This window comes from Pseudomonas sp. GW821-FHT05H12 (assembly GCF_059419385.1).
In genome coordinates, this window is record NZ_JBWKRS010000004.1 from 99,009 (window position 1) to 117,063 (window position 18,055).

Annotated in this window: 16 protein-coding genes; 5 read left to right on the forward strand and 11 right to left on the reverse strand. The window is 62.4% G+C overall.

Going from position 1 to position 18,055, the window contains the following annotated elements:
- Positions 1–32 precede the first annotated feature (32 nt).
- The 4 genes from AC07SU_RS04985 (at position 33) to AC07SU_RS05000 (ending at position 5,032) form a co-directional block, all read left to right on the forward strand.
- A complete protein-coding gene (locus AC07SU_RS04985) occupies positions 33–1,277 on the forward strand; it encodes an NAD(P)/FAD-dependent oxidoreductase (RefSeq protein WP_494996384.1) in 1,245 nt (414 codons plus the stop codon).
- The gene (locus tag AC07SU_RS04990; protein ID WP_494996385.1) at positions 1,278–2,084 is read left to right on the forward strand and encodes a sulfite exporter TauE/SafE family protein; all 807 of its coding nucleotides are present in this window, start codon (positions 1,278–1,280) and stop codon (positions 2,082–2,084) included.
- A gap of 162 nt (positions 2,085–2,246) precedes the next feature.
- Complete coding sequence (locus AC07SU_RS04995) at positions 2,247–3,890, forward strand: MFS transporter (RefSeq protein ID WP_494996386.1); 1,644 nt, start codon at positions 2,247–2,249, stop codon at positions 3,888–3,890.
- Positions 3,887–5,032, forward strand: coding sequence for an HlyD family secretion protein (locus tag AC07SU_RS05000; protein ID WP_176998924.1), 1,146 nt, complete (start codon positions 3,887–3,889; stop codon positions 5,030–5,032). Before AC07SU_RS04995 ends, AC07SU_RS05000 begins: the two co-directional genes overlap by 4 nt.
- Positions 5,033–5,116: 84 nt before the next feature.
- Here the strand turns inward: AC07SU_RS05000 and AC07SU_RS05005 are convergent, their stop codons facing one another.
- The 8 genes from AC07SU_RS05005 to AC07SU_RS05040 all read right to left on the reverse strand — a co-directional run bounded on the left by AC07SU_RS05005 (position 5,117) and on the right by AC07SU_RS05040 (position 12,450).
- A complete protein-coding gene (locus AC07SU_RS05005; RefSeq protein WP_494996387.1) occupies positions 5,117–5,977 on the reverse strand; it encodes an aldose 1-epimerase in 861 nt (286 codons plus the stop codon).
- 10 nt (positions 5,978–5,987) lie between these two features.
- The gene (locus AC07SU_RS05010; protein WP_494996388.1) at positions 5,988–6,863 is read right to left on the reverse strand and encodes an SMP-30/gluconolactonase/LRE family protein; all 876 of its coding nucleotides are present in this window, start codon (positions 6,861–6,863) and stop codon (positions 5,988–5,990) included.
- A 3-nt stretch (positions 6,864–6,866) separates the two neighbouring features.
- Complete coding sequence (locus tag AC07SU_RS05015) at positions 6,867–7,691, reverse strand: NAD-dependent epimerase/dehydratase family protein (RefSeq protein ID WP_494996389.1); 825 nt, start codon at positions 7,689–7,691, stop codon at positions 6,867–6,869.
- 177 nt (positions 7,692–7,868) lie between these two features.
- Positions 7,869–9,131 carry an OprD family porin gene (locus AC07SU_RS05020; RefSeq protein ID WP_494996390.1) on the reverse strand — a complete coding sequence of 421 codons (1,263 nt, stop codon included), beginning with the start codon at positions 9,129–9,131 and terminating at the stop codon, positions 7,869–7,871.
- Between the two features lie 672 nt (positions 9,132–9,803).
- Positions 9,804–10,661, reverse strand: a complete 858-nt coding sequence (copD, locus tag AC07SU_RS05025) for a copper homeostasis membrane protein CopD (RefSeq protein WP_494996391.1) — start codon at positions 10,659–10,661, stop codon at positions 9,804–9,806.
- 3 nt (positions 10,662–10,664) lie between these two features.
- Positions 10,665–11,030, reverse strand: coding sequence for a copper homeostasis periplasmic binding protein CopC (copC, locus tag AC07SU_RS05030; protein ID WP_176998918.1), 366 nt, complete (start codon positions 11,028–11,030; stop codon positions 10,665–10,667).
- Positions 11,024–11,491, reverse strand: a complete 468-nt coding sequence (locus tag AC07SU_RS05035; protein WP_176998917.1) for a GNAT family N-acetyltransferase — start codon at positions 11,489–11,491, stop codon at positions 11,024–11,026. Before AC07SU_RS05035 ends, copC begins: the two co-directional genes overlap by 7 nt.
- 95 nt (positions 11,492–11,586) lie before the next feature.
- Complete coding sequence (locus AC07SU_RS05040; protein ID WP_494996392.1) at positions 11,587–12,450, reverse strand: diguanylate cyclase domain-containing protein; 864 nt, start codon at positions 12,448–12,450, stop codon at positions 11,587–11,589.
- Between the two features lie 238 nt (positions 12,451–12,688).
- Between AC07SU_RS05040 and AC07SU_RS05045 the strand changes: the two genes are divergently transcribed.
- Positions 12,689–13,309: a TetR/AcrR family transcriptional regulator gene (locus AC07SU_RS05045; RefSeq protein WP_025854871.1), complete on the forward strand. Its 621-nt coding sequence runs from the start codon at positions 12,689–12,691 to the stop codon at positions 13,307–13,309.
- A 104-nt stretch (positions 13,310–13,413) separates the two neighbouring features.
- Here AC07SU_RS05045 and preA read toward each other — a convergent pair whose 3' ends face one another.
- From preA to hydA, 3 genes are all read right to left on the reverse strand, one after another.
- On the reverse strand, positions 13,414–14,688 hold the full coding sequence (gene preA, locus AC07SU_RS05050) for an NAD-dependent dihydropyrimidine dehydrogenase subunit PreA (RefSeq protein ID WP_494996393.1): 1,275 nt from the start codon (positions 14,686–14,688) through the stop codon (positions 13,414–13,416).
- Entirely contained in the window at positions 14,688–16,055 is a 1,368-nt protein-coding gene (locus AC07SU_RS05055) for an NAD(P)-dependent oxidoreductase (RefSeq protein WP_176998914.1), read from the reverse strand. Before AC07SU_RS05055 ends, preA begins: the two co-directional genes overlap by 1 nt.
- A 168-nt stretch (positions 16,056–16,223) precedes the next feature.
- A complete protein-coding gene (hydA, locus tag AC07SU_RS05060; protein ID WP_176998913.1) occupies positions 16,224–17,663 on the reverse strand; it encodes a dihydropyrimidinase in 1,440 nt (479 codons plus the stop codon).
- Positions 17,664–18,055: the final 392 nt, after the last annotated feature.

Here is an 18,055-nt window from a genome sequence, read left to right on the forward strand (position 1 = left end):
TTGTGTGCATTGAATACAAAAGGCGATAGACCATGACCGACCAACACTGGGGCCCAACCATCAGTGGCGACATCGTAGTCATCGGCGGCGGCTCGGCAGGCATCGGCCTGCTGGCCAGCCTGCTCAAGCGCGACCCCCACCTGAACATCACCCTCATCGAACCCAGCGACCACCACTGCTACCAGCCGGCCTGGACCTTAGTGGGCGGCGGCGCCTACGACGTGAAGAAGACCCGCCGCCCACTGGCCGATGTGTTGCCCAATGGCGTGACCTGGATACAGGCCGCGGTCACCGAAATCCTGGCCGATGAGCAGACGTTGGTGCTCGACAGTGGCCAGCGCGTCAGCTGGAAAAACCTGGTGGTGTGCCCCGGCCTGCGCCTGGCCTGGGAGAAAATCGAGGGCCTGCGGGACACCCTCGGGCGCAACGGCGTCACCTCCAACTACAGCTATGAACACGCCGCCTACACCTGGCAACTGGTGCAGCAGCTCAAGGGTGGCAAGGCGATCTTTACCCAGCCGGCCATGCCGATCAAATGCGCGGGCGCGCCGCAAAAGGCGATGTACCTGTCCTGCGATCACTGGCTCAAGCAGGGCGTCCTGAACAACATCGACGTCGAGTTCAACCTGGCGGGTGCCGCGCTGTTCGGCGTGCCGACCTTCGTCCCGCCGTTGATGAAGTACGTTGAAAAGTACAACGCCCGCCTGGCGTTCAACGCCAATCTGGTCAAGGTCGACGGCCCGGCGCGCAGGGCCTGGTTCGAGGTGAAGGACGCCGAGGGCAACGTCACTGTTCAAGAGAAAAGCTTTGACCTGCTGCACGTGGTCCCGCCGCAGGTTTCCCCGGACTTCATCCGCCACAGTGCGCTGGCCGACGCGGCCGGCTGGTGCGAGGTCAACCCTCACAGCCTGCAGCACCTGCGCTACCCGCACATCTTCGGCCTGGGCGATGTGTGCGGCACCACCAACGCCAAGACCGCTGCGGCCGTGCGCAAACAGATCGTGGTGGTCGCGGAAAACCTGCTGGCCCTGCGCAAACAGGCGCCGCTGCCCCTCAAGTACGACGGCTATGGTTCCTGCCCGCTGACGGTGGAGAAGGGCAAGGTGGTGCTGGCCGAGTTCGGTTATGGCGGCAAGCTGCTGCCGACCTTTCCCCTGGACCCGACCCAGGCGCGGCGTTCAATGTGGTTCCTCAAGGCGACGCTGCTGCCGTGGTTCTACTGGAACGGCATGCTCAAGGGCCGCGAGTGGCTGACCCGCCTGAGCAAGGTGGACTGAATGCTGCTGGCCAGTGTGTTGGGCATCTTGATGGGCCTGGTCATGGGCCTGACCGGTGCCGGTGGCGGCATCCTCGGCGTGCCGGCGCTGGTGCTGGGGTTGGGCCTGAGCATGACCCAGGCTGCACCGGTGTCGCTGCTCGCCGTGGGGGCGGCGGCAGCGGTGGGGGCCATTGACGGCTTGCGCCATGGCCTGGTGCGCTATCGCGCGGCGTTGCTGATCGCCGTGCTCGGCGGGTTGTTTTCACCGGTGGGGGTGTTTTTCGCCCACCAATTGCCGGAATACCTGCTGATGGGCTTGTTCAGCGCGCTGATGGTGCTGGTGGCCTGGCGCATGTTGCAGCGCGAAAAAAAACAGGCCGGGCCCAGCGACCATGGCGCCGCGTCCTGGGGCCAGAAGAACTGCATGCTCAACCAGCAGACCGGGCGCCTGGCCTGGACCGCTAAATGCACGGCCACTCTGGCGGCACTCGGCGCCGTGACCGGTGCCGTGTCGGGCCTGCTCGGTGTGGGCGGGGGCTTTCTGATTGTGCCGGCGTTCAAGCAGCTCACCGACGTGCAGATGCGCGGCATTGTCGCCACCTCGTTGATGGTGATCAGCCTGATCTCGTTGATTGGTGTGGCGGGCGCGTTCCATGCCGGTGTGCGCATCGAGCCGGTGGGCTGGATGTTCATTGGCGCCAGCATCGTCGGCATGCTAGCCGGTCGGCGCCTGTGTGCGTTGATCCCCACGCGTACCCTGCAAGTCGGCTTTGCCGGCCTGTGTGTGCTGGTGGCGGCGGGCATGTTGATCAAAGCCGCTCTCTGATTCCACCGGCTTGCCCGCGGCGGAAAACGCTCACCGACCTGTAGGAGCCGGCTTGCCGGCGATGAGGCCCTGAAGAACACCGTCGTTCTCAAAACTGTCATCGCCGGCAAGCCGGCTCCTACCTGTACACTGTTACCCAGCCTTGCACTTCTAGGTCTGTAAATGGACAAATACACCCCCCACGCCTGGGAACCCCACGAGCGCCCGAGCCTACCCGGTTCGCCGTCGACGCCGTTGCACCCCACGCACAAGCGCTGGCTGTTCGCGATGGTGGGCGTGCTGGTGGCAATCACCGGGGGCTTGGGCAACGCGCTGGTGATTGCCAACCTGCAATATCTGCAAGGCGCCCTGGGTGCGACCACCGCCGAAATGGCCTGGCTGCCCGCCGCCTACGTGATGACCAACGTGTGCATGAACCTGCTGCTGGTGAAGTTTCGCCAGCAGTTCGGCCTGCGCGCGTTCACCGAGGTGTTCCTGGTGCTGTATGCGCTGGTGACCTTCGGCCACTTGTTCGTCAACGACCTCAGTTCGGCCATCGCGGTGCGTGCGGCCCACGGCATGGTGGGCGCGGCGCTCAGCTCCCTGGGCTTGTACTACATGATCCAGGCGTTCCCGGCCAAGTGGCGCTTGAAGGCGCTGGTGCTGGGCCTGGGCACGGCGCAGCTGGCGTTGCCGTTGGCCCGGTTGTTCTCTGAAGACCTGCTGCAAATCGCCGAATGGCGCGGCTTGTACCTGTTCGAACTGGGCATGGCGCTGATCTGCCTGGGCTGCGTGTTCCTGCTCAAGTTGCCGCCGGGCGACCGCTTCAAGACCTTTGAAAAACTCGACTTCCTCACCTTCGCCTTGCTCGCCACCGGCGTGGCATTGCTGTGCGCCGTGTTGTCCCTGGGGCGTATCGACTGGTGGCTCGAAGCCCCGTGGATCGGCGTGGCGTCGGCCTGTTCCCTGGTGCTGATCATGGCCGGCCTGGCCATCGAGCATAACCGCAGCAACCCGATGCTGATGACCCGCTGGCTTGGCAGCGGGGTGATGATCCGCCTGGCGCTGGCGGTGATCCTGATTCGCATGGTGCTGTCCGAGCAGTCCACCGGCGCGGTAGGCTTCATGCAGATGCTGAACATGAGCTACCAGCAGATGCACACGCTGTACGTGGTGATGCTGGCCGGGGCGATCGCCGGGTTGGCAGTGAGCGCGTTGACCATCAACCCGGCGCACCTGTTGATGCCGTTGGTGATCTCCCTGGCGCTGATGGCGGTGGGGTCGGTGATGGACAGCTTTTCCAGCAACCTGACCCGCCCGGAAAACCTGTATATCAGCCAGTTCCTGCTAGGCTTCGGCGGGACCTTCTTCCTCGGGCCGACCATGGTGCTGGGTACGAAAAACGTGCTGACCAACCCGCGCAATCTGGTGAGTTTTTCGGTGATGTTCGGCATTTGCCAGAACCTCGGCGGCCTGATCGGCGCGGCGCTGCTGGGCACCTTCCAGATCGTGCGGGAGAAATTCCACTCCAGCATGATCGTCGAGCACCTGACCCTGCTCGACCCACGTGTGGCCGCACGGGTGAAAAGTGGCGGCTCGGCCTACGGGGGCATCATCGCCGACCCCGAGCTGCGCAACCTCATGGGCATTCGCAGCCTGGCCACGGCGGCCACCCGTGAAGCGAACGTGATGGCCTACAACGATGTCTTCATGTTGATCGCGATCATCGCGATACTCACCATGATCTGGATCTTTATCCGCAGTCTGTGGCTGATGAGCACCACCCGAGCAGCCACTCCCGTTCAACCCAGCGGCGCATCTTCATGACCGAACCTTCCACCACGACCACCACCGCCATTGCCGCCACCCCGGAAGGCAGCACGCCCCCCGGCGCCGTGCCCACCGAGCTGCGGCCGTTGCGCGTACGCATTCTTTCGTCCCTGGGCTTTGCCGCGATCGCCGTCGTCGGCGTGCTGATCGTGCTGTACGCCTGGCAGCTGCCGCCGTTCAGCAGCGCGGTGGAAACCACGGAGAACGCCCTGGTGCGTGGGCAGGTCACGATCATCGGGCCGCAACTCAGCGGCTATGTGTTCGAAGTGCCGGTGCAGGACTTCCAGTACGTGAAGGCCGGCGACCTGTTGGTGCGCCTGGATGACCGCATCTACAAGCAGCGCCTCGACCAGGCGCTGGCCCAACTGGCGGTGCAAAAGGCCGCGTTGGCCAATGTGGTGCAGCAGCGCAACAGCGCCGAAGCCACGATCAAGTTGCGCCAGGCGGCCCTGGCCGACAGCGAGGCGCAGTCGCGTAAAAGCACTGCCGACTTGCGCCGCAATCAAGAGTTGATCAGTGACGGCTCAGTGTCCAAGCGCGAGCTGGACGTGACCCGCGCCGCCAACGCGCAGACCATCGCCGCTGTGGCCCAGGCCCAGGCGAACCTGGAAATCGCACGGCAGGACCTGCAAACAGTGATCGTCAATCGCGGCTCCCTGGAAGCGGCCGTCGCGAGTGCCGATGCGGCGGTGGAGCTGGCGCGGATCGACCTGTCGAACACGCGCATCACAGCGCCGCGTGACGGCCAGTTGGGACAGATCGGCGTGCGCCTGGGCGCCTACGTCAACTCCGGCGCGCAGTTGATGGCGCTGGTGCCGCCGCAGTTGTGGGTGATCGCCAACATGAAGGAAACCCAGATGGACAACGTGCAGGTCGGTCAGCCGGTGACCTTCACGGTGGATGCGCTGAACCACCGTAAATTCCATGGCACGGTGCAGCACATTTCCCCGGCCACGGGTTCTGAGTTCAGCCTGTTGCAGGCCGACAATGCCACCGGCAACTTCGTGAAGATTGCCCAGCGGGTGCCGGTGAGGATCACGGTGGACCCGGACCAGGCCGAGAGCGAACGGTTGAGGCCGGGGTTGTCGGTGGTGGTGAGTATCGACACGGCGGGGCGCCTGAAGAACAGCCCACCCTGATCCCTGTAGGAGCCGGCTTGCCGGCGATTGGGCCCGAACGTCTTGCGGTGATTTTGATGGCCCCATCGCCGGCAAGCCGGGCTCCTACAAGGGGTGATATTTCAGGGCGAAGTTGAGGTGGGTGGACTGGCCTTGTTCCAGCAGTTTCAAGCCGGGTCTGCCGGGCAGGTGGTGGGCATTGACGGGATGGCTTACCGGTTCGATGCAGAAGAACTCCAGCCCCGGTGGGCAGTACAGTAAAAAGTAGTCGCTACCTTCGGCGTGGCATTCCAGGGTGTAGCCCAACTCAGGCTGTTCAATCACGCAGTGGCCGTCCCACTGGCAAAAACCATTGTCCACTAGCCCTTCGGGCAATCCTTTGAGCGCCTGGAAATCCCACTCTGACGGCACCGACGCCAGCCCCGTCGGCAGCTTTGACGCATCACTCAACCACACTTGCGACGCCTCTGCCTGCAGCCGTGTCCGCGGTTTGCGCGGCAAGTAAGGATGCAATCCCAAACCATGCCACGCAGGCTGTGCCGCCAGATGGGTCACGCGTAATGCGATGCTCAGCTCGCCACCCTCCAATCGAAACCTTTGCTCAGCGCGATAGGCGAACGGCGTGTCGCATTCCACCGATAGCACCACTTCGTCGGCAGATTGGCTGACCACCTGCCACGCCTGTTGCCAGGCAGAGCCATGAATCGGCAATGGGTCGAGGGCGCTGTTGGGCGTCAATGCCAGCCAACCGTCCGGGTTATCAAAACCGCCTTCGGCAATCCGGTTGGACCAGGGCGCCAACGGGTAGCACCCCAGCTTGCCCGGCAAGCCGGTGTCCAGCGCCTGTTGGTCACTGTGGCGCAGCAAGGGCTGCCCGGTAGCGCGCACCCGCCAGTTGACGATGCTGCCGCCCACGGCCGGGGCCAGGGTGAGGTGGGTGAGGGCGTCTTCGAGTTCGATCAGCATCGGCATTCACCTAAAGCGCGAAGGTCGGTTCTGGCAGGCCTTGCACGCCGGGGTTGAGGGCGAATACGCCGCCGGACACGGACTGTTCGCTCTGATCATCACGGATCGAGGTGACGAACAGGGTATCCAGTCGGCTGCCACCAAAGGCGCACATGGTAGGTTTCTTTACCGGCACTGCCAGGGAACGGTCGAGGCGACCGTCAGGGGTGAAGCGGTGAATCAGCCCGGCGTCATTGGCACAGATCCAGTAGCAACCCTCGGCGTCGACCGCCGCACCGTCAGGGCGACCGGGGTATGCCTGCATGTCCACGAACACGCGGCGGTTGGACGGCGTGCCGGTGTCGATGTCGTAGTCGAATGCCCAGATCTGTTGCACCAGCGGGTGCGAGTCCGACGCGTACAGCGTGCGCCCATCCGGGCTGAACGCCAGGCCGTTGAGGGTGATGAACCCGCCCAGTTGTGCATGGGGTGCGGTGCCGCTGGCATAGCGATACAGGGTGCCTTCGGCCGCGTTCAAGCCCATGTTCAACACCATGCTGCCGGCCCAGAACCGGCCCTGGCGATCACAGCGGCCATCGTTCAGGCGCATGTCGGCGCGCGGGTGCTGCACGTTGGCCAGCAGGGCGGTGTCGAGGCTGCCATCGCTGTGCGGCGTGAGTTGGAAAAAGCCGCTCTCCATCCCGGCCACCCAGTTGCCCGTTTGCGTTCGGGCAATGCAGGCGAGCATCTGCGGGGCTTTCCAGGCGGCGACATGCCCGGTGGCGGCGTTCCAGCGTTGCAGGCCGCCGTGGGGGATGTCCACCCAGTACAGCGCGTTTTCTTCAGGCACCCACACCGGGCATTCGCCCACCGCGTTGCGTGCGTCGACGATCAGTTCTGCACTCATGGCTCAATCGCCGAACGGGCCGGCCGCGCAGAATGCACCGCCCTGGTAGACCTTGGCCGGGTCATCGGCGGCCACCGGTGGCTGGGTTTCAACCTGTGCGCGGAACACTTCGGAGTTGTCCTTGGGGGCATAGCCCAGGTGGGCGGCGTAGCGGTTGTCCCACCAGGTGTCGAGGTTATCCGACATGCCATAGACCACGGTGTGGCCGACGTCTGGCGTATACAGCGCACGTTCGAGCAGTTGGGTAAGGTCATCGAAGCTCAGCCAGGTGTGCATCATGCGGCGGTTCTGCGGTTCGGGGAACGAGGAGCCGATGCGGATGCTCACGGTCTGGATGCCGTAGCGGTCGAAATAGAAGCTGGCCATGTCTTCGCCGTAGGACTTGGAGAGGCCGTAGTAGCTGTCTGGGCGGCGTGGCGAGTGGGCGTCGAGGATTTCGCCTTGCTTGTGAAAGCCGATCACATGGTTGGAACTGGCGAAGATCACGCGCTTGACGCCATGGCGACGGGCGGCTTCATAGATGTGGAAAATGCCGCTGATGTTGGCGCCGAGGATCTCCTCGAACGGGCGCTCTACCGATACGCCGCCAAAGTGCAGGATCGCGTCGACGCCTTCCACCAGGTGGTGCACGGCCTGTTTGTCGGAGAGGTCGCAGGTTTGCACTTCTTCATGGGCGCCGGCTGCGGGGGCCATGGCGGCGATGTCCGACAGGCGCAGCACCTGGGCATAAGGGCGCAGGCGTTCGCGCAAGACTTTACCCAGGCCGCCGGCAGCGCCGGTGAGCAGCAGGCGATTGAATGGAACGGGTGTAGTAGTCGTGGTGGTCATGGGGGTTCCATTGTTGTTGTAGGTTGTCGTATGACTTTGCCAAAGTATCCTTACGGACCCCTCGGCTTGTCAACACACACCTCCCTGTAGGAGCTGGCTTGCCAGCGATGGCGGCCCCAGGTCGTGCGATGGGTTCAAGGACGCCATCGCCGGCAAGCCGGCTCCTACAGAAGAGGGTTAGAGCAGAGAGAGTGGGTAGCTGATAAACAGCCGGTTCTCATCAAATTCATTGTTGCTGAAGTCCCGGCGCAGTGACGAATTCCTCCAGCGCACGTTCAGGTCCTTCAGCGTACCGCTTTGGATGGTATAGGCCAGTTCCGACTCGCGGCCCCATTCCTTGCCATCGGTGATCGCCCCGGTGTGTACGTTACTGCCGCTGATGTAGCGGTTCATCATGGTCAGCCCGGGAATGCCCAGCACCACGAAGTTGAAATCATGGCGCACTTGCCAGGATTTTTCCTTGGCGTTGTCGTAGCTGGCGTTATAGCTGTCGTTGGCCAGCGTGCCGCCGCTGGTGCCGTTGACCTTCATCCACACGCTGTCGCCGGTGAGTTTCTGCAGGCCCACATAAAAGGCGTTGCCCTTGTATTTGGCCGAGAGCAGTGCGGAAAAGGTCTTGTTGTCGAGATCACCCGCCAGGGCACGTCCGTCTTCCTTGCCGGTGAAGTAACCGAGGTTGGCGCCCAGGGTCCAGTCGCCGACCGGCTGGCTGTGGGTCAGGTTGAAATAGCGTTGCTGGTAAATGTCGGAAAGCTCGGCGTACCACACGCCCACCTGGGTGCGCTTGTTATTGAAGCTGTATTCACCGCCGCCAAAGTTGAAGCGGTCCGACGTGAACGCGGCTTTGCCGTTCATGAACAGGTCTTCCATGCTCGCGTCGTTGCGCGGGCTGTTGCCGCGAAACTGCCCGCCGTAGAGGGTCAGGCCGGCGATTTCGTTGGAAGTGACCTGGCCGCCCCGGAAGGTCTGCGGCAGGGAGCGGCCGTCATCAGAGCGCAGGATCGGCAGCACCGGCATCCATTCGCCGACTTTCAATTCGGTCTTCGACAGCCGGGTCTTCAGCGCCACGCCCAGGCGCCCGAAGTTGTCCGCTGGGCGCCCGTCATCGTGGATCGGCAAGAGTTGGGTGCCACCGGTGCCTTTGCCGCCATCCAATTTTTGCGAGTACAGGCCCAGCACATCCAGCCCGAAGCCGACAGTGCCCTGGGTGAAGCCGGAGCGCGCGTCGAGGATGAAGTTTTGCGTCCACTCCTGGGCCTTGGCCTGGGGGTAGGTGGGGTTGGTGAAGTTGCGATTGAAGTAGGCGTTGCGCAGGTTAAGCGTGGCCGTGGCGTCGTCGATAAAACCGTCGGCGTGGGTGGTCAGGGGTAGGGTGCAAACCAGGCTGCCAAGACCGAGAAGGCCGATACGCGAGGAGGAATTGCGGGCGAATGGACTCACAGTGAAACTCCCTTTTATTTGTTGTTTTTATTATTTGTCGTACGTCGTCGTACAACATTGCGCGGATATTTACGAGGTTTTCGCGGGGTGTCAAGCAGAAGTTATACGATGACTATGGCCGCACGGATCAAAATACGGACACGTTCCATGTGGGAGCTGGCTTGTCGGATCGCCGCACCGCTGCGATGGCCTCAACCGGTTATGCCTGATTCACCGAGTTGCCTGCATCGCCGGCAAGCCAGCTCCTACAGTCGTTCGCTTTTGATCCACACCACTCAGGTCGGCTTTCAGGCCGCCGTGCTCTTGCTTTTGATCTTGATCTTAGGCGCCCCGTTAACCACGCTGGCCGAACGCAGGCTTGAATCCGTGGGTAACCCGGCAGGACGTCGGGTTAGCCGTCCTGGGCCAAGGATGGCCCATGACGGCGGCCCACGGATTCAAGCCTTCGTTCGGGCACACCGAGCCTAGGCGAGGTGCCGAGTGGTGGGGCAAGAGCGCTTTGGTTACTTTCGCGCTTTTCGAAAGTGACCCGCCGTAAGGGCGGAACCAATAGCAGCCGTTACCTAAGTAACGGATAAGCTCTCGATCCTAGTCGCCAGCCATACCGCCTTCGCAGGCAAGCCGAACCGTCGCCCCGCAGCTCCCACAGTGATGACATTTCAACGTGAATTTTTAACCCGCCATGACCATCGGCGGCAGGGTACCGAGCAAGGAAACCGCGGCAACCGCGCCAATGCCCAGCGCCCATTCCAGCATCACGCTGGCTTTCAAACTGCCCACGCGCTCCTCGCAGCGTTCGATGCGCAGACGATTGAGCAACGCCAGGGCAAGCATCCCCAACACCAGCATCACCTTGATCAGCAGAATCAAGGCAAAGCCACTGAACAACGGCGTCGGCCACAGTTGCCCAGTCAGCACGCGCACATTGATCAGCCCGGTCACCAGCAACCCGACGACCAGGCCATACCCCACGCCGCTGAAGCGCCGCAGGATCGGCTCCAGCCTATGACCCTGCGGTTGGCGCAGGACCAACACCAGCACCAGCAAGCCACCCAACCACGTGCCAACACACGCCAGGTGCACCACCTGGTTGAGGATCAACAGTTGCCCGCTGAGCCCATCGAGCATGGCGCCGTGCCCCACCGGTGCCAGCGTCACCAGCAGCAGGGCGATCAACGGCAGGCGCAGCGCGGGCCAGGGTTTGATCAGCGCCAGCACCAGCAGCAGGTTGAACAACAGGTGCCAGGCCCACACCTGGCCAAAGAAGGTTTTACCCAGCACCAACTGCACGGTGGCCGGTTGCAAGGCTGCGTCCCAACTGCCCGCCATGCTGGCAGTGATCAACAGTAACCAGGCCACGCCAGAGAACAGCCCGACCCCGGCCAGGGCGCGGGTGATGCGCAGCACGTGCCGGTCCAGTGCCGGTCGCGGTTCAGCGCCGAGCAGCCAGGGCCTGAAGACACAGGCCCCGAACATCAGCAACACGACGATAAAATGCAGGAAGCGACACAGCACCAGCAGGGTCGCCATGGGTTATTGGCCGACCTTGAAGCTGTATTCACCGTTGCTCTTGTGGGTGTCGACCGACACCGCATTCCACACCACTTTGTAGTTGCCGGCTGCCAGCGGGGCGGCCGGTGTGACCACCAGGACTTTCTTGTCGGCGTCCGGCGTTTCCAGGCCCTTGATGGCGATTTCGGTGCCGTCCTTGCTCAGGGACACCTTGGTGAACGTGGCTTCGACGCCTTCGCTGAAGGTCAGGCGCAGGTCGGCTGGTGCCGCGACAGTGCTGTCGGCGGCGGGGGTGGAACTCTTGAGGTGGGCGTGGGCGAACGCTGCCGAGGCCCCCAGCAGGGAGGCGAGCAGCGCGACAGCGGTGAGGGTTTTCTTGATCAGCATGGTTCAGTACCTTCAGGTGAGGGCGTCGGTAACGCCAAGTGCAGCAAGGGAAAGGGCTTGCCTTCGCCATCCAGCGGCGAACGCGCGACCTGGGTAAAACCATAGTGCAGGTAGAACCCCACGGCCTGGGGGTTCTGTTCGTTGACGTCCACCGTCAGGGTGTCGTGGCGGGCGCGGGCGTGGTCCAGCAGTTGGCGGCCAACCCCTTGGCCACGGCGCGCAGGCTCGATGAAGAGCATCTCCACATTGTGCCCACCGGTGCCGATAAAACCGGCGACGCCGGCGCTGTCTTCATACACCCACACGTCGAGGGCGGGCATGGGCAGGTAGGTATCACGCACCAGAGGCAGCAGACGTTGAATGTCATCCTCGGGGAGGAAGTCATGGGTGGCCCGCACCGAGCGCTCCCACAGTGCTCCCAGCACTGGGTCGTCGGCGGCCACGCGAGGTCGAATAGTCATGGCATTGATCCTTCATTGGGATCGCGATCCTAACCAATCCGATTTCCAGGGGAAAGGCTCGCACAGGAAGTTTCACCTGGCGTGCACGCGGCTCTTCACTCCGCCGCAAGCCTGCGCCGTTTCGTCTGGTACATGTCACCGTCTGCATGGCTGAGCAGCGTATCGGCGTCCTCACCGTCCGCTGGATAAAACGCCACGCCGATGCTGCAGGACGGCATCTTGATCCCTTCGAAGCCTGCGCCCAACGGCTCTGCCATGACCGCGAGGATCTGAGTCACTTTCGCGTAAACGGCGTCCTGGGACTGGATATCCGTCAGCAGCACCGTGAACTCATCCCCGCCCATCCGCGCCACCAGGTCGCCCTCACGCACACAGCGTTCCAGCCGTCGTGCAATCACGCAGAGCACCCGGTCGCCCACGCCATGGCCATGCACGTCGTTGATGCCCTTGAAGTCATTGACGTCCAGAAACAGCAACGCCAGGGTGCTGTTCTGCCGCTGCGCGGCCTGCAGGGCCGAGTCCAGCCCGTCGTTGAACAGCGAGCGGTTGGTGAGCGCGGTCAGCGGGTCGTGATGGGCGAGAAAACGCAGCTCCTCCTCGGCCTGGGTCAGGGCCGTGACGTCCCGTGCAACGCCGATCCGTGCACCCACCTCTTCGGACCAGAAGGCCGCCCACAGGATGTGCACGACACCGCCATCCTTGCGGATATACCGGTTGCGGAAGTCGACGTGGGGCTTGCCGTTCATGACCCGCACGATCGAAGCGCGGGTGCGCGCCAGGTCTTCAGGGTGCATGTAGTCGGTGATGAGCGTGCCGGTCAACTCGTCGGCGCGATAGCCGAGCAGCGTTTCACAGGCATCGCTGACAAAAACGATTTGGTTGTTGCTTTCGACCACGAAGACCGTGTCCAGCATCAGGTGGATCAATTTTGGATAGAGGGTGTGCAGGTCGACGGCCATAGGTCAGGGGTCCGGTTCAGATGTGCCGATCATAGCCCGATCACGCGGCCGGACGCCGAGGAAAACTGCAGCCTTTGCGAGGCGAACGCCGACCTGTCGATCAACGGCATGTCCGGTCAATCGGCTGCGTAAGCCGAAGTTGAGGCGGCAGGTGTGTGGCCTAATGTGTCTGTTCGTGATGTGATGGTGCACGTGCCGTTTGAAGCGTCCATAGACAGTGAGTGGGTTTGCAGCCTTTATGGGTAATCACAAGATCGGAATTCGTCGAGTCAACGTCGAGAAAATCCTGCTGGCGGCGGAGAAAATCTTCGCCGAAAAAGGCTATGGCAGCACCGCCATGGCCGACATTGCCGAAGAAGTGCAACTGCCGCGCTCCAACCTGCATTACTACTTCACCACCAAGAGCGAGCTGTACAGTGCGGTGCTGTTCGACCTGCTGGAAGTGTGGAAGCAGGATGCCCTGAGTTTCGAAACCTTCGATGACCCACGGGTGGTGCTCAGCAGTTACATCCGCGCCAAGATGCAGCGTTCGCGCACGCGGCCGTATGGATCCAAAGTGTGGGCCAACGAGATCATCCATGGTGCACCGACGCTCGGTGAGGCGCTGGATGAAAGCCTGTACGACTGGGCCAAGATGAAGGAAGCGAAGATTCGCCAGTGGGTAGAGGACAAGCGCATCCTGCCGGTGGAACCGTCGAGCCTGCTGTATATGATCTGGGCGTCGACCCAGCACTACGCGGACTTTGATCACCAGGTGAAGATCCTGAATGATCACCAGCCGTTGTCGGACATGCAGTTCGAGAAGGCGATACAGACGGTGACGAGTGTGATTTTGCGGGGGATTGGGTTGGAGCCTTGATTTTTGTGGTGGATCTGAGGGCCCTATCGCAGGCAAGCCAGCTCCCACAGTTGGAACGCAATCCCCTGTAGGAGCCGGCTTGCCGGCGATAGCGGTCTACAGAACTACACCGCCTCCCGGTAGGGATTCCTCGGATCCTGCGTCCAATTCAAAAACGGCTTGCCGGTGTCCATCGGCACCATCTCGATACAGTCCGCCACCGGGCAGGTGATCTGGCACAGGTTGCAGCCCACGCACTCTTCATCGATCACCTCATATTTATGCGTGCCATCCGCTAATTTCACGCTCTCGATGGCCTGGTGCGAAGTGTCCTCACAGGCGATATGGCAACGCCCACAGCCAATACAGGCCTCCTGGTCGATCTTGGCGATCACCTGGTAGTTGATATCCAGGTACTTCCAGTCCGTGGTATTGCCCACCGCCCGCCCGGAGAATTCCTGCAGGTTCTTGTAACCCTGACTGTCCATCCACCGCGACAGCCCATCCTTCATCTCCTCGACAATCCGGAACCCATGCAGCATCGCCGCCGTGCACACCTGCACCGCGCCGCAGCCCAGTGCGACGAACTCGGCCGCATCGCGCCAGTTGCCGATGCCGCCAATGCCGCAGATCGGCAGGCCCTGGGTCTGCGGGTCGCGGGCGATTTCGGCAACCATGTTCAGCGCGATCGGCTTGACCGCCGAGCCGCAATAGCCGCCATGGGTGCTCTGGGTGCCGACCACCGGCAGGGCGACCATGCGTTCCAGGTCGACGCTGGTGATGGAGTTGATGGTGTTGATCAGCGACACCGCATCCGCGCCGCCGCGATACGCCGCCCGCGCCGCCACGCGGATGTCGGTGATGTTCGGCGTGAGCTTGACGATCACCGGCAGTGAACAATAGGTCTTGCACCAGCGCGTCACCTGTTCCACATACTCCGGCACCTGGCCGACCGCCGCGCCCATGCCGCGTTCGGGCATGCCATGGGGGCAACCGAAGTTCAGCTCGATGCCATCGCAGCCAGTGGCTTCCACCAGGGGCAGGATGCTTTTCCACGACTCCTCTACGCACGGCACCATCAGCGACACGATCAATGCGCGGTCTGGCCAATCCTTTTTCACCTGGGTGATTTCCCGCAGGTTGATCTCCAGGGAGCGGTCGGTGATCAGCTCGATGTTGTTGATACCCAGCACTTCACGGTTGGCGCCGTAGTGGGCCGAGTAGCGTGACGACACGTTGACCGCCGCCGGGTCTTCACCGAGGGTTTTCCACACCACGCCGCCCCAGCCGGCTTCGAAGGCGCGGACCACGTTGTAGGCCTTGTCGGTGGGCGGCGCAGAGGCCAGCCAGAAGGGGTTGGGGGCTTTGATACCGGCGAACACAATCGAGAGATCGGCCATTACGCAGCCTCCACATTCAGCATGAGTTGGGCGTGCATGGCCTCGGCGGCCAGCTTGCCGTGTTGCACCGCCTGCACGGTGAGGTCCTGGCCGAGGCTGACGCAATCGCCCCCGGCGTACACCCCTGGAACGCTGGTTTGCAGGTGTTCATCGACGAAAATCCGTTCGCCCACCCGATGCAGTTGTTGGGCCAACGGATCGTGCAGTGCCGCGCTGTCGAAGCCCTGGCCGATGGCCTTGAAGATGGCATCGGCGGCCAACTCGAAGGTTTCGCCGGTGGGGTGCAGGCGACCGTTTTCCATGCGCGTGCGCAAGAAGCGCATGCCGCGCACCTGGCCCCTGTCATCCAGCAACACTTCTTCTGGCTGGGCCCAGGTCAGTAGGCGTACCTGGTTGGCCTTGGCGATGTCCTGCTCATGGTGGGTGGCGCCCATGTCCGCCAGGCCACGGCGGTACACGAGGTTGACGTCGCGAGCACCGAGGCGGGCCATTTGCACAGCCATGTCGATGGCGGTGTTGCCGGCGCCGAGCACGATGCAGCGGTCGGCCAGGGGCAGTTGAGTGAGGTCATCGGCCTGGCGCAGTTCACGGATGTAGTCGGTGGCGGCGAGCAGGCCGGGGGCGTCTTCATGGGGCAGGCCGAGTTGTTTGCTGGCAGCCAGGCCGAGGCCGAGGAACACCGCGTCGAATTGCTGGTGCAGTTCGCTCAAGGTGAGGTTGTCGCCCAGGCGTTGGCCGTGGCGAATCTCGATGCCGCCGATCTGCAGCAGGAAATCCAGCTCCTTCTGGGCGAAGTCATCCACCAGCTTGTATTTGGCGATCCCGTATTCATTCAGGCCACCGGCTTTTTCCCGGGCTTCGAAGATCACCACGTCATGGCCATGCAACGCACTGCGGTGGGCACAGGCCAGGCCCGCAGGCCCCGCGCCGACCACGGCGATGCGCTTGCCGGTCGAGGCGGCGCGATGAAACGGATGCTCGGTGAAGTGTGCGTTGTCCACCGCGTAGCGCTGCAACAAGCCGATCAGCACCGGCGCGCATTCTTCTGCGTTGTTACGCACACAGGCTTGCTGACAGAGGATTTCGGTGGGGCACACCCGCGCGCAACTGCCGCCGAGGATGTTGGCCGAGAGGATCTTCTGCGCGGCGCCTTGGACGTTTTCGGTGTGGATGTTGCGGATGAACGACGGGATATCGATCTCGCTGGGGCAGGCGTTCACGCACGGCGCGTCGTAGCAATACAGGCAGCGCGAGGCTTCCAGTTGGGCCTGGCGCGCGTTGAGTGGCGGAGCCAGGTCGGTGAAGTGGCTGGCGAGTGTTGCCCCGTCTTCATGGGGATGGGGGAGGTGGGTCAGGGTCTGGATCACGGGTTTGGCCTCACGGTGATTGAGGTGCTGCCTCTGATGGGCATTGGTTTTTGTGTTGCCTGTGCTGGCCTCATCGCAGGCAAGCCAGCTCCCACAGTTGATCGGGTTCACATATTTTTATTTGTGAATACAGTCAGTGTGGGAGCTGGCTTGCCTGCGAAGGCGGCCTCAGCGTTTCACAGCCGTGGGCCTGGAATGCTCAGCCCGCTTGCTCAACTGCTCAAACACCGCCGGATACGCCGGCCGCTCCACATACCGCCCGGCCCCGCGTTCGGCACGCAGGTCACCATCGGCCCACACCAGCTTGCCCTGGCTAATGGTGTGGCTCGGCACGCCGCGCACGGTCTTGCCTTCGAAGATGTTGAAGTCGACTTGCTGGTGGTGGGTCTTGGCGGAAATGGTCCGCGTGCCCTCGGGGTCCCACAGCACCAGGTCGGCATCGGCGCCAACGCGGATCGCGCCTTTGCGGGGGTAGAGGTTGAAGATCTTGGCGGTGTTGGTGGAGGTCAGGGCGACGAACTCCTGCATCGACAAGCGACCGCTGTTCACGCCTTCATCCCACAGCACCGCCATGCGGTCTTCGATACCTGCCGTGCCGTTGGGGATCTTGCTGAAGTCGTCACGGCCTGCGGCTTTTTGTTCGGCGCAGAAGCAGCAGTGGTCGGTGGCGGTGGTGTGCAGGTTGCCCGATTGCAGGCCATGCCACAGCGCTTCCTGGTGCCCACGCGGGCGGAAGGGCGGGCTCATCACGTAGCCGGCGGCGGTCTGCCAGTCGGGGTGCTGGTACACGCTGTCGTCCAGCAGCAGGTGGCCGGCGAGCACTTCGCCATAGACCGGCTGGCCTTTGCTGCGGGCGTAAGTGATCTCGTCGAGGGCTTCCTTGGTCGACACATGCACCAGGTACAGCGGGGTGCCGATGGTCTCGGCAATGCGGATCGCCCGGCTGGCCGCTTCGCCCTCAACTTGCGAGGGACGCGACAACGGATGTGCTTCCGGCCCGGTGATGCCCTGGGCCATCAGCTTGCGCTGCAGGTGATACACCAGCTCGCCGTTTTCGGCATGCACGGTGGGCACGGCGCCCAGTTCCAGGCAGCGCTCGAAGCTCGCCACCAGGGTGTCGTCGGCCGCCATGATCGCGTTCTTGTAGGCCATGAAATGCTTGAAGCTGTTGATGCCGTGGTGGCTGACCAGCTCGGCCATTTCTTCGCGCACCTGCTCGCTCCACCAGGTGATTGCCACGTGAAAGCCGTAGTCGGAGGCGGACTTTTGCGCCCAGCCGCGCCACTGATGAAACGCCTCCAGCAAGGACTGCTGCGGGTTGGGGATTACAAAGTCGATGATCGAGGTGGTGCCACCGGCCAGGCCAGCGGCGGTGCCGCTGAAAAAATCTTCACTGGCCACGGTGCCCATGAAGGGCAGTTGCATGTGGGTGTGGGGATCGATGCCGCCCGGCATCAAGTATTGGCCACTGCCATCGAGTACTTCAGTGCCGGCGGGAATATCCAGGTTCGTGCCAATGGCCCGAATTAGACCGCCTGCGCATAAAACATCGGCGCGGTAACTTTCATCATGGGTAATAACGGTAGCGCCACGGATCAACAGCGACATGTCGAGTTCCTCACAGGCTTGACCGGCTTGTGCCAGTTCTAAGTGTTGTAATGCTGCTTACCGATGGTCGGTTAATTCCTGTCATCGGTGACAGGAATAGAAACTAGCCCGAGTTTTTAGATTGGGCAAGAAGATTTTTTATAAGCCTATATCGTATTTAATATGTTGATTTATAAGGATTAAAATCTGTTTTCACCAAAATGAAGCGCCATCTCACCATTTTGACGCACTTGACAGGTTCTTAAATTGAGCAACATTTCTTATTGCAAATCAGACGCTTGAGACATGCCACTTGACGGGCATGGGAAATAAAAATAATTGTGTTGCACCAGATTGAGTCCTGACAGTTCGAATAACTTGCGCGTTATCTAGCCTGAGTCACGCAGCAAGTA

Bases quoted from the DNA above. Each gene is read 5' to 3' on its own strand.
- copD (WP_494996391.1), bottom strand. From the start codon at position 10,661: ATGGCGACCCTGCTGGTGCTGTGTCGCTTCCTGCATTTTATCGTCGTG.
- AC07SU_RS05010 (WP_494996388.1), bottom strand. From the start codon at position 6,863: ATGAGTGCAGAACTGATCGTCGACGCACGCAACGCGGTGGGCGAATGC.
- AC07SU_RS05040 (WP_494996392.1), bottom strand. From the start codon at position 12,450: ATGGCCGTCGACCTGCACACCCTCTATCCAAAATTGATCCACCTGATG.
- copC (WP_176998918.1), bottom strand. From the start codon at position 11,030: ATGCTGATCAAGAAAACCCTCACCGCTGTCGCGCTGCTCGCCTCCCTG.
- AC07SU_RS04995 (WP_494996386.1), top strand. From the start codon at position 2,247: ATGGACAAATACACCCCCCACGCCTGGGAACCCCACGAGCGCCCGAGC.
- AC07SU_RS05045 (WP_025854871.1), top strand. From the start codon at position 12,689: ATGGGTAATCACAAGATCGGAATTCGTCGAGTCAACGTCGAGAAAATC.
- AC07SU_RS05015 (WP_494996389.1), bottom strand. From the start codon at position 7,691: ATGACCACCACGACTACTACACCCGTTCCATTCAATCGCCTGCTGCTC.
- hydA (WP_176998913.1), bottom strand. From the start codon at position 17,663: ATGTCGCTGTTGATCCGTGGCGCTACCGTTATTACCCATGATGAAAGT.
- AC07SU_RS04985 (WP_494996384.1), top strand. From the start codon at position 33: ATGACCGACCAACACTGGGGCCCAACCATCAGTGGCGACATCGTAGTC.
- AC07SU_RS05000 (WP_176998924.1), top strand. From the start codon at position 3,887: ATGACCGAACCTTCCACCACGACCACCACCGCCATTGCCGCCACCCCG.
- AC07SU_RS04990 (WP_494996385.1), top strand. From the start codon at position 1,278: ATGCTGCTGGCCAGTGTGTTGGGCATCTTGATGGGCCTGGTCATGGGC.
- preA (WP_494996393.1), bottom strand. From the start codon at position 14,688: ATGGCCGATCTCTCGATTGTGTTCGCCGGTATCAAAGCCCCCAACCCC.
- AC07SU_RS05035 (WP_176998917.1), bottom strand. From the start codon at position 11,491: ATGACTATTCGACCTCGCGTGGCCGCCGACGACCCAGTGCTGGGAGCA.
- AC07SU_RS05005 (WP_494996387.1), bottom strand. From the start codon at position 5,977: ATGCTGATCGAACTCGAAGACGCCCTCACCCACCTCACCCTGGCCCCG.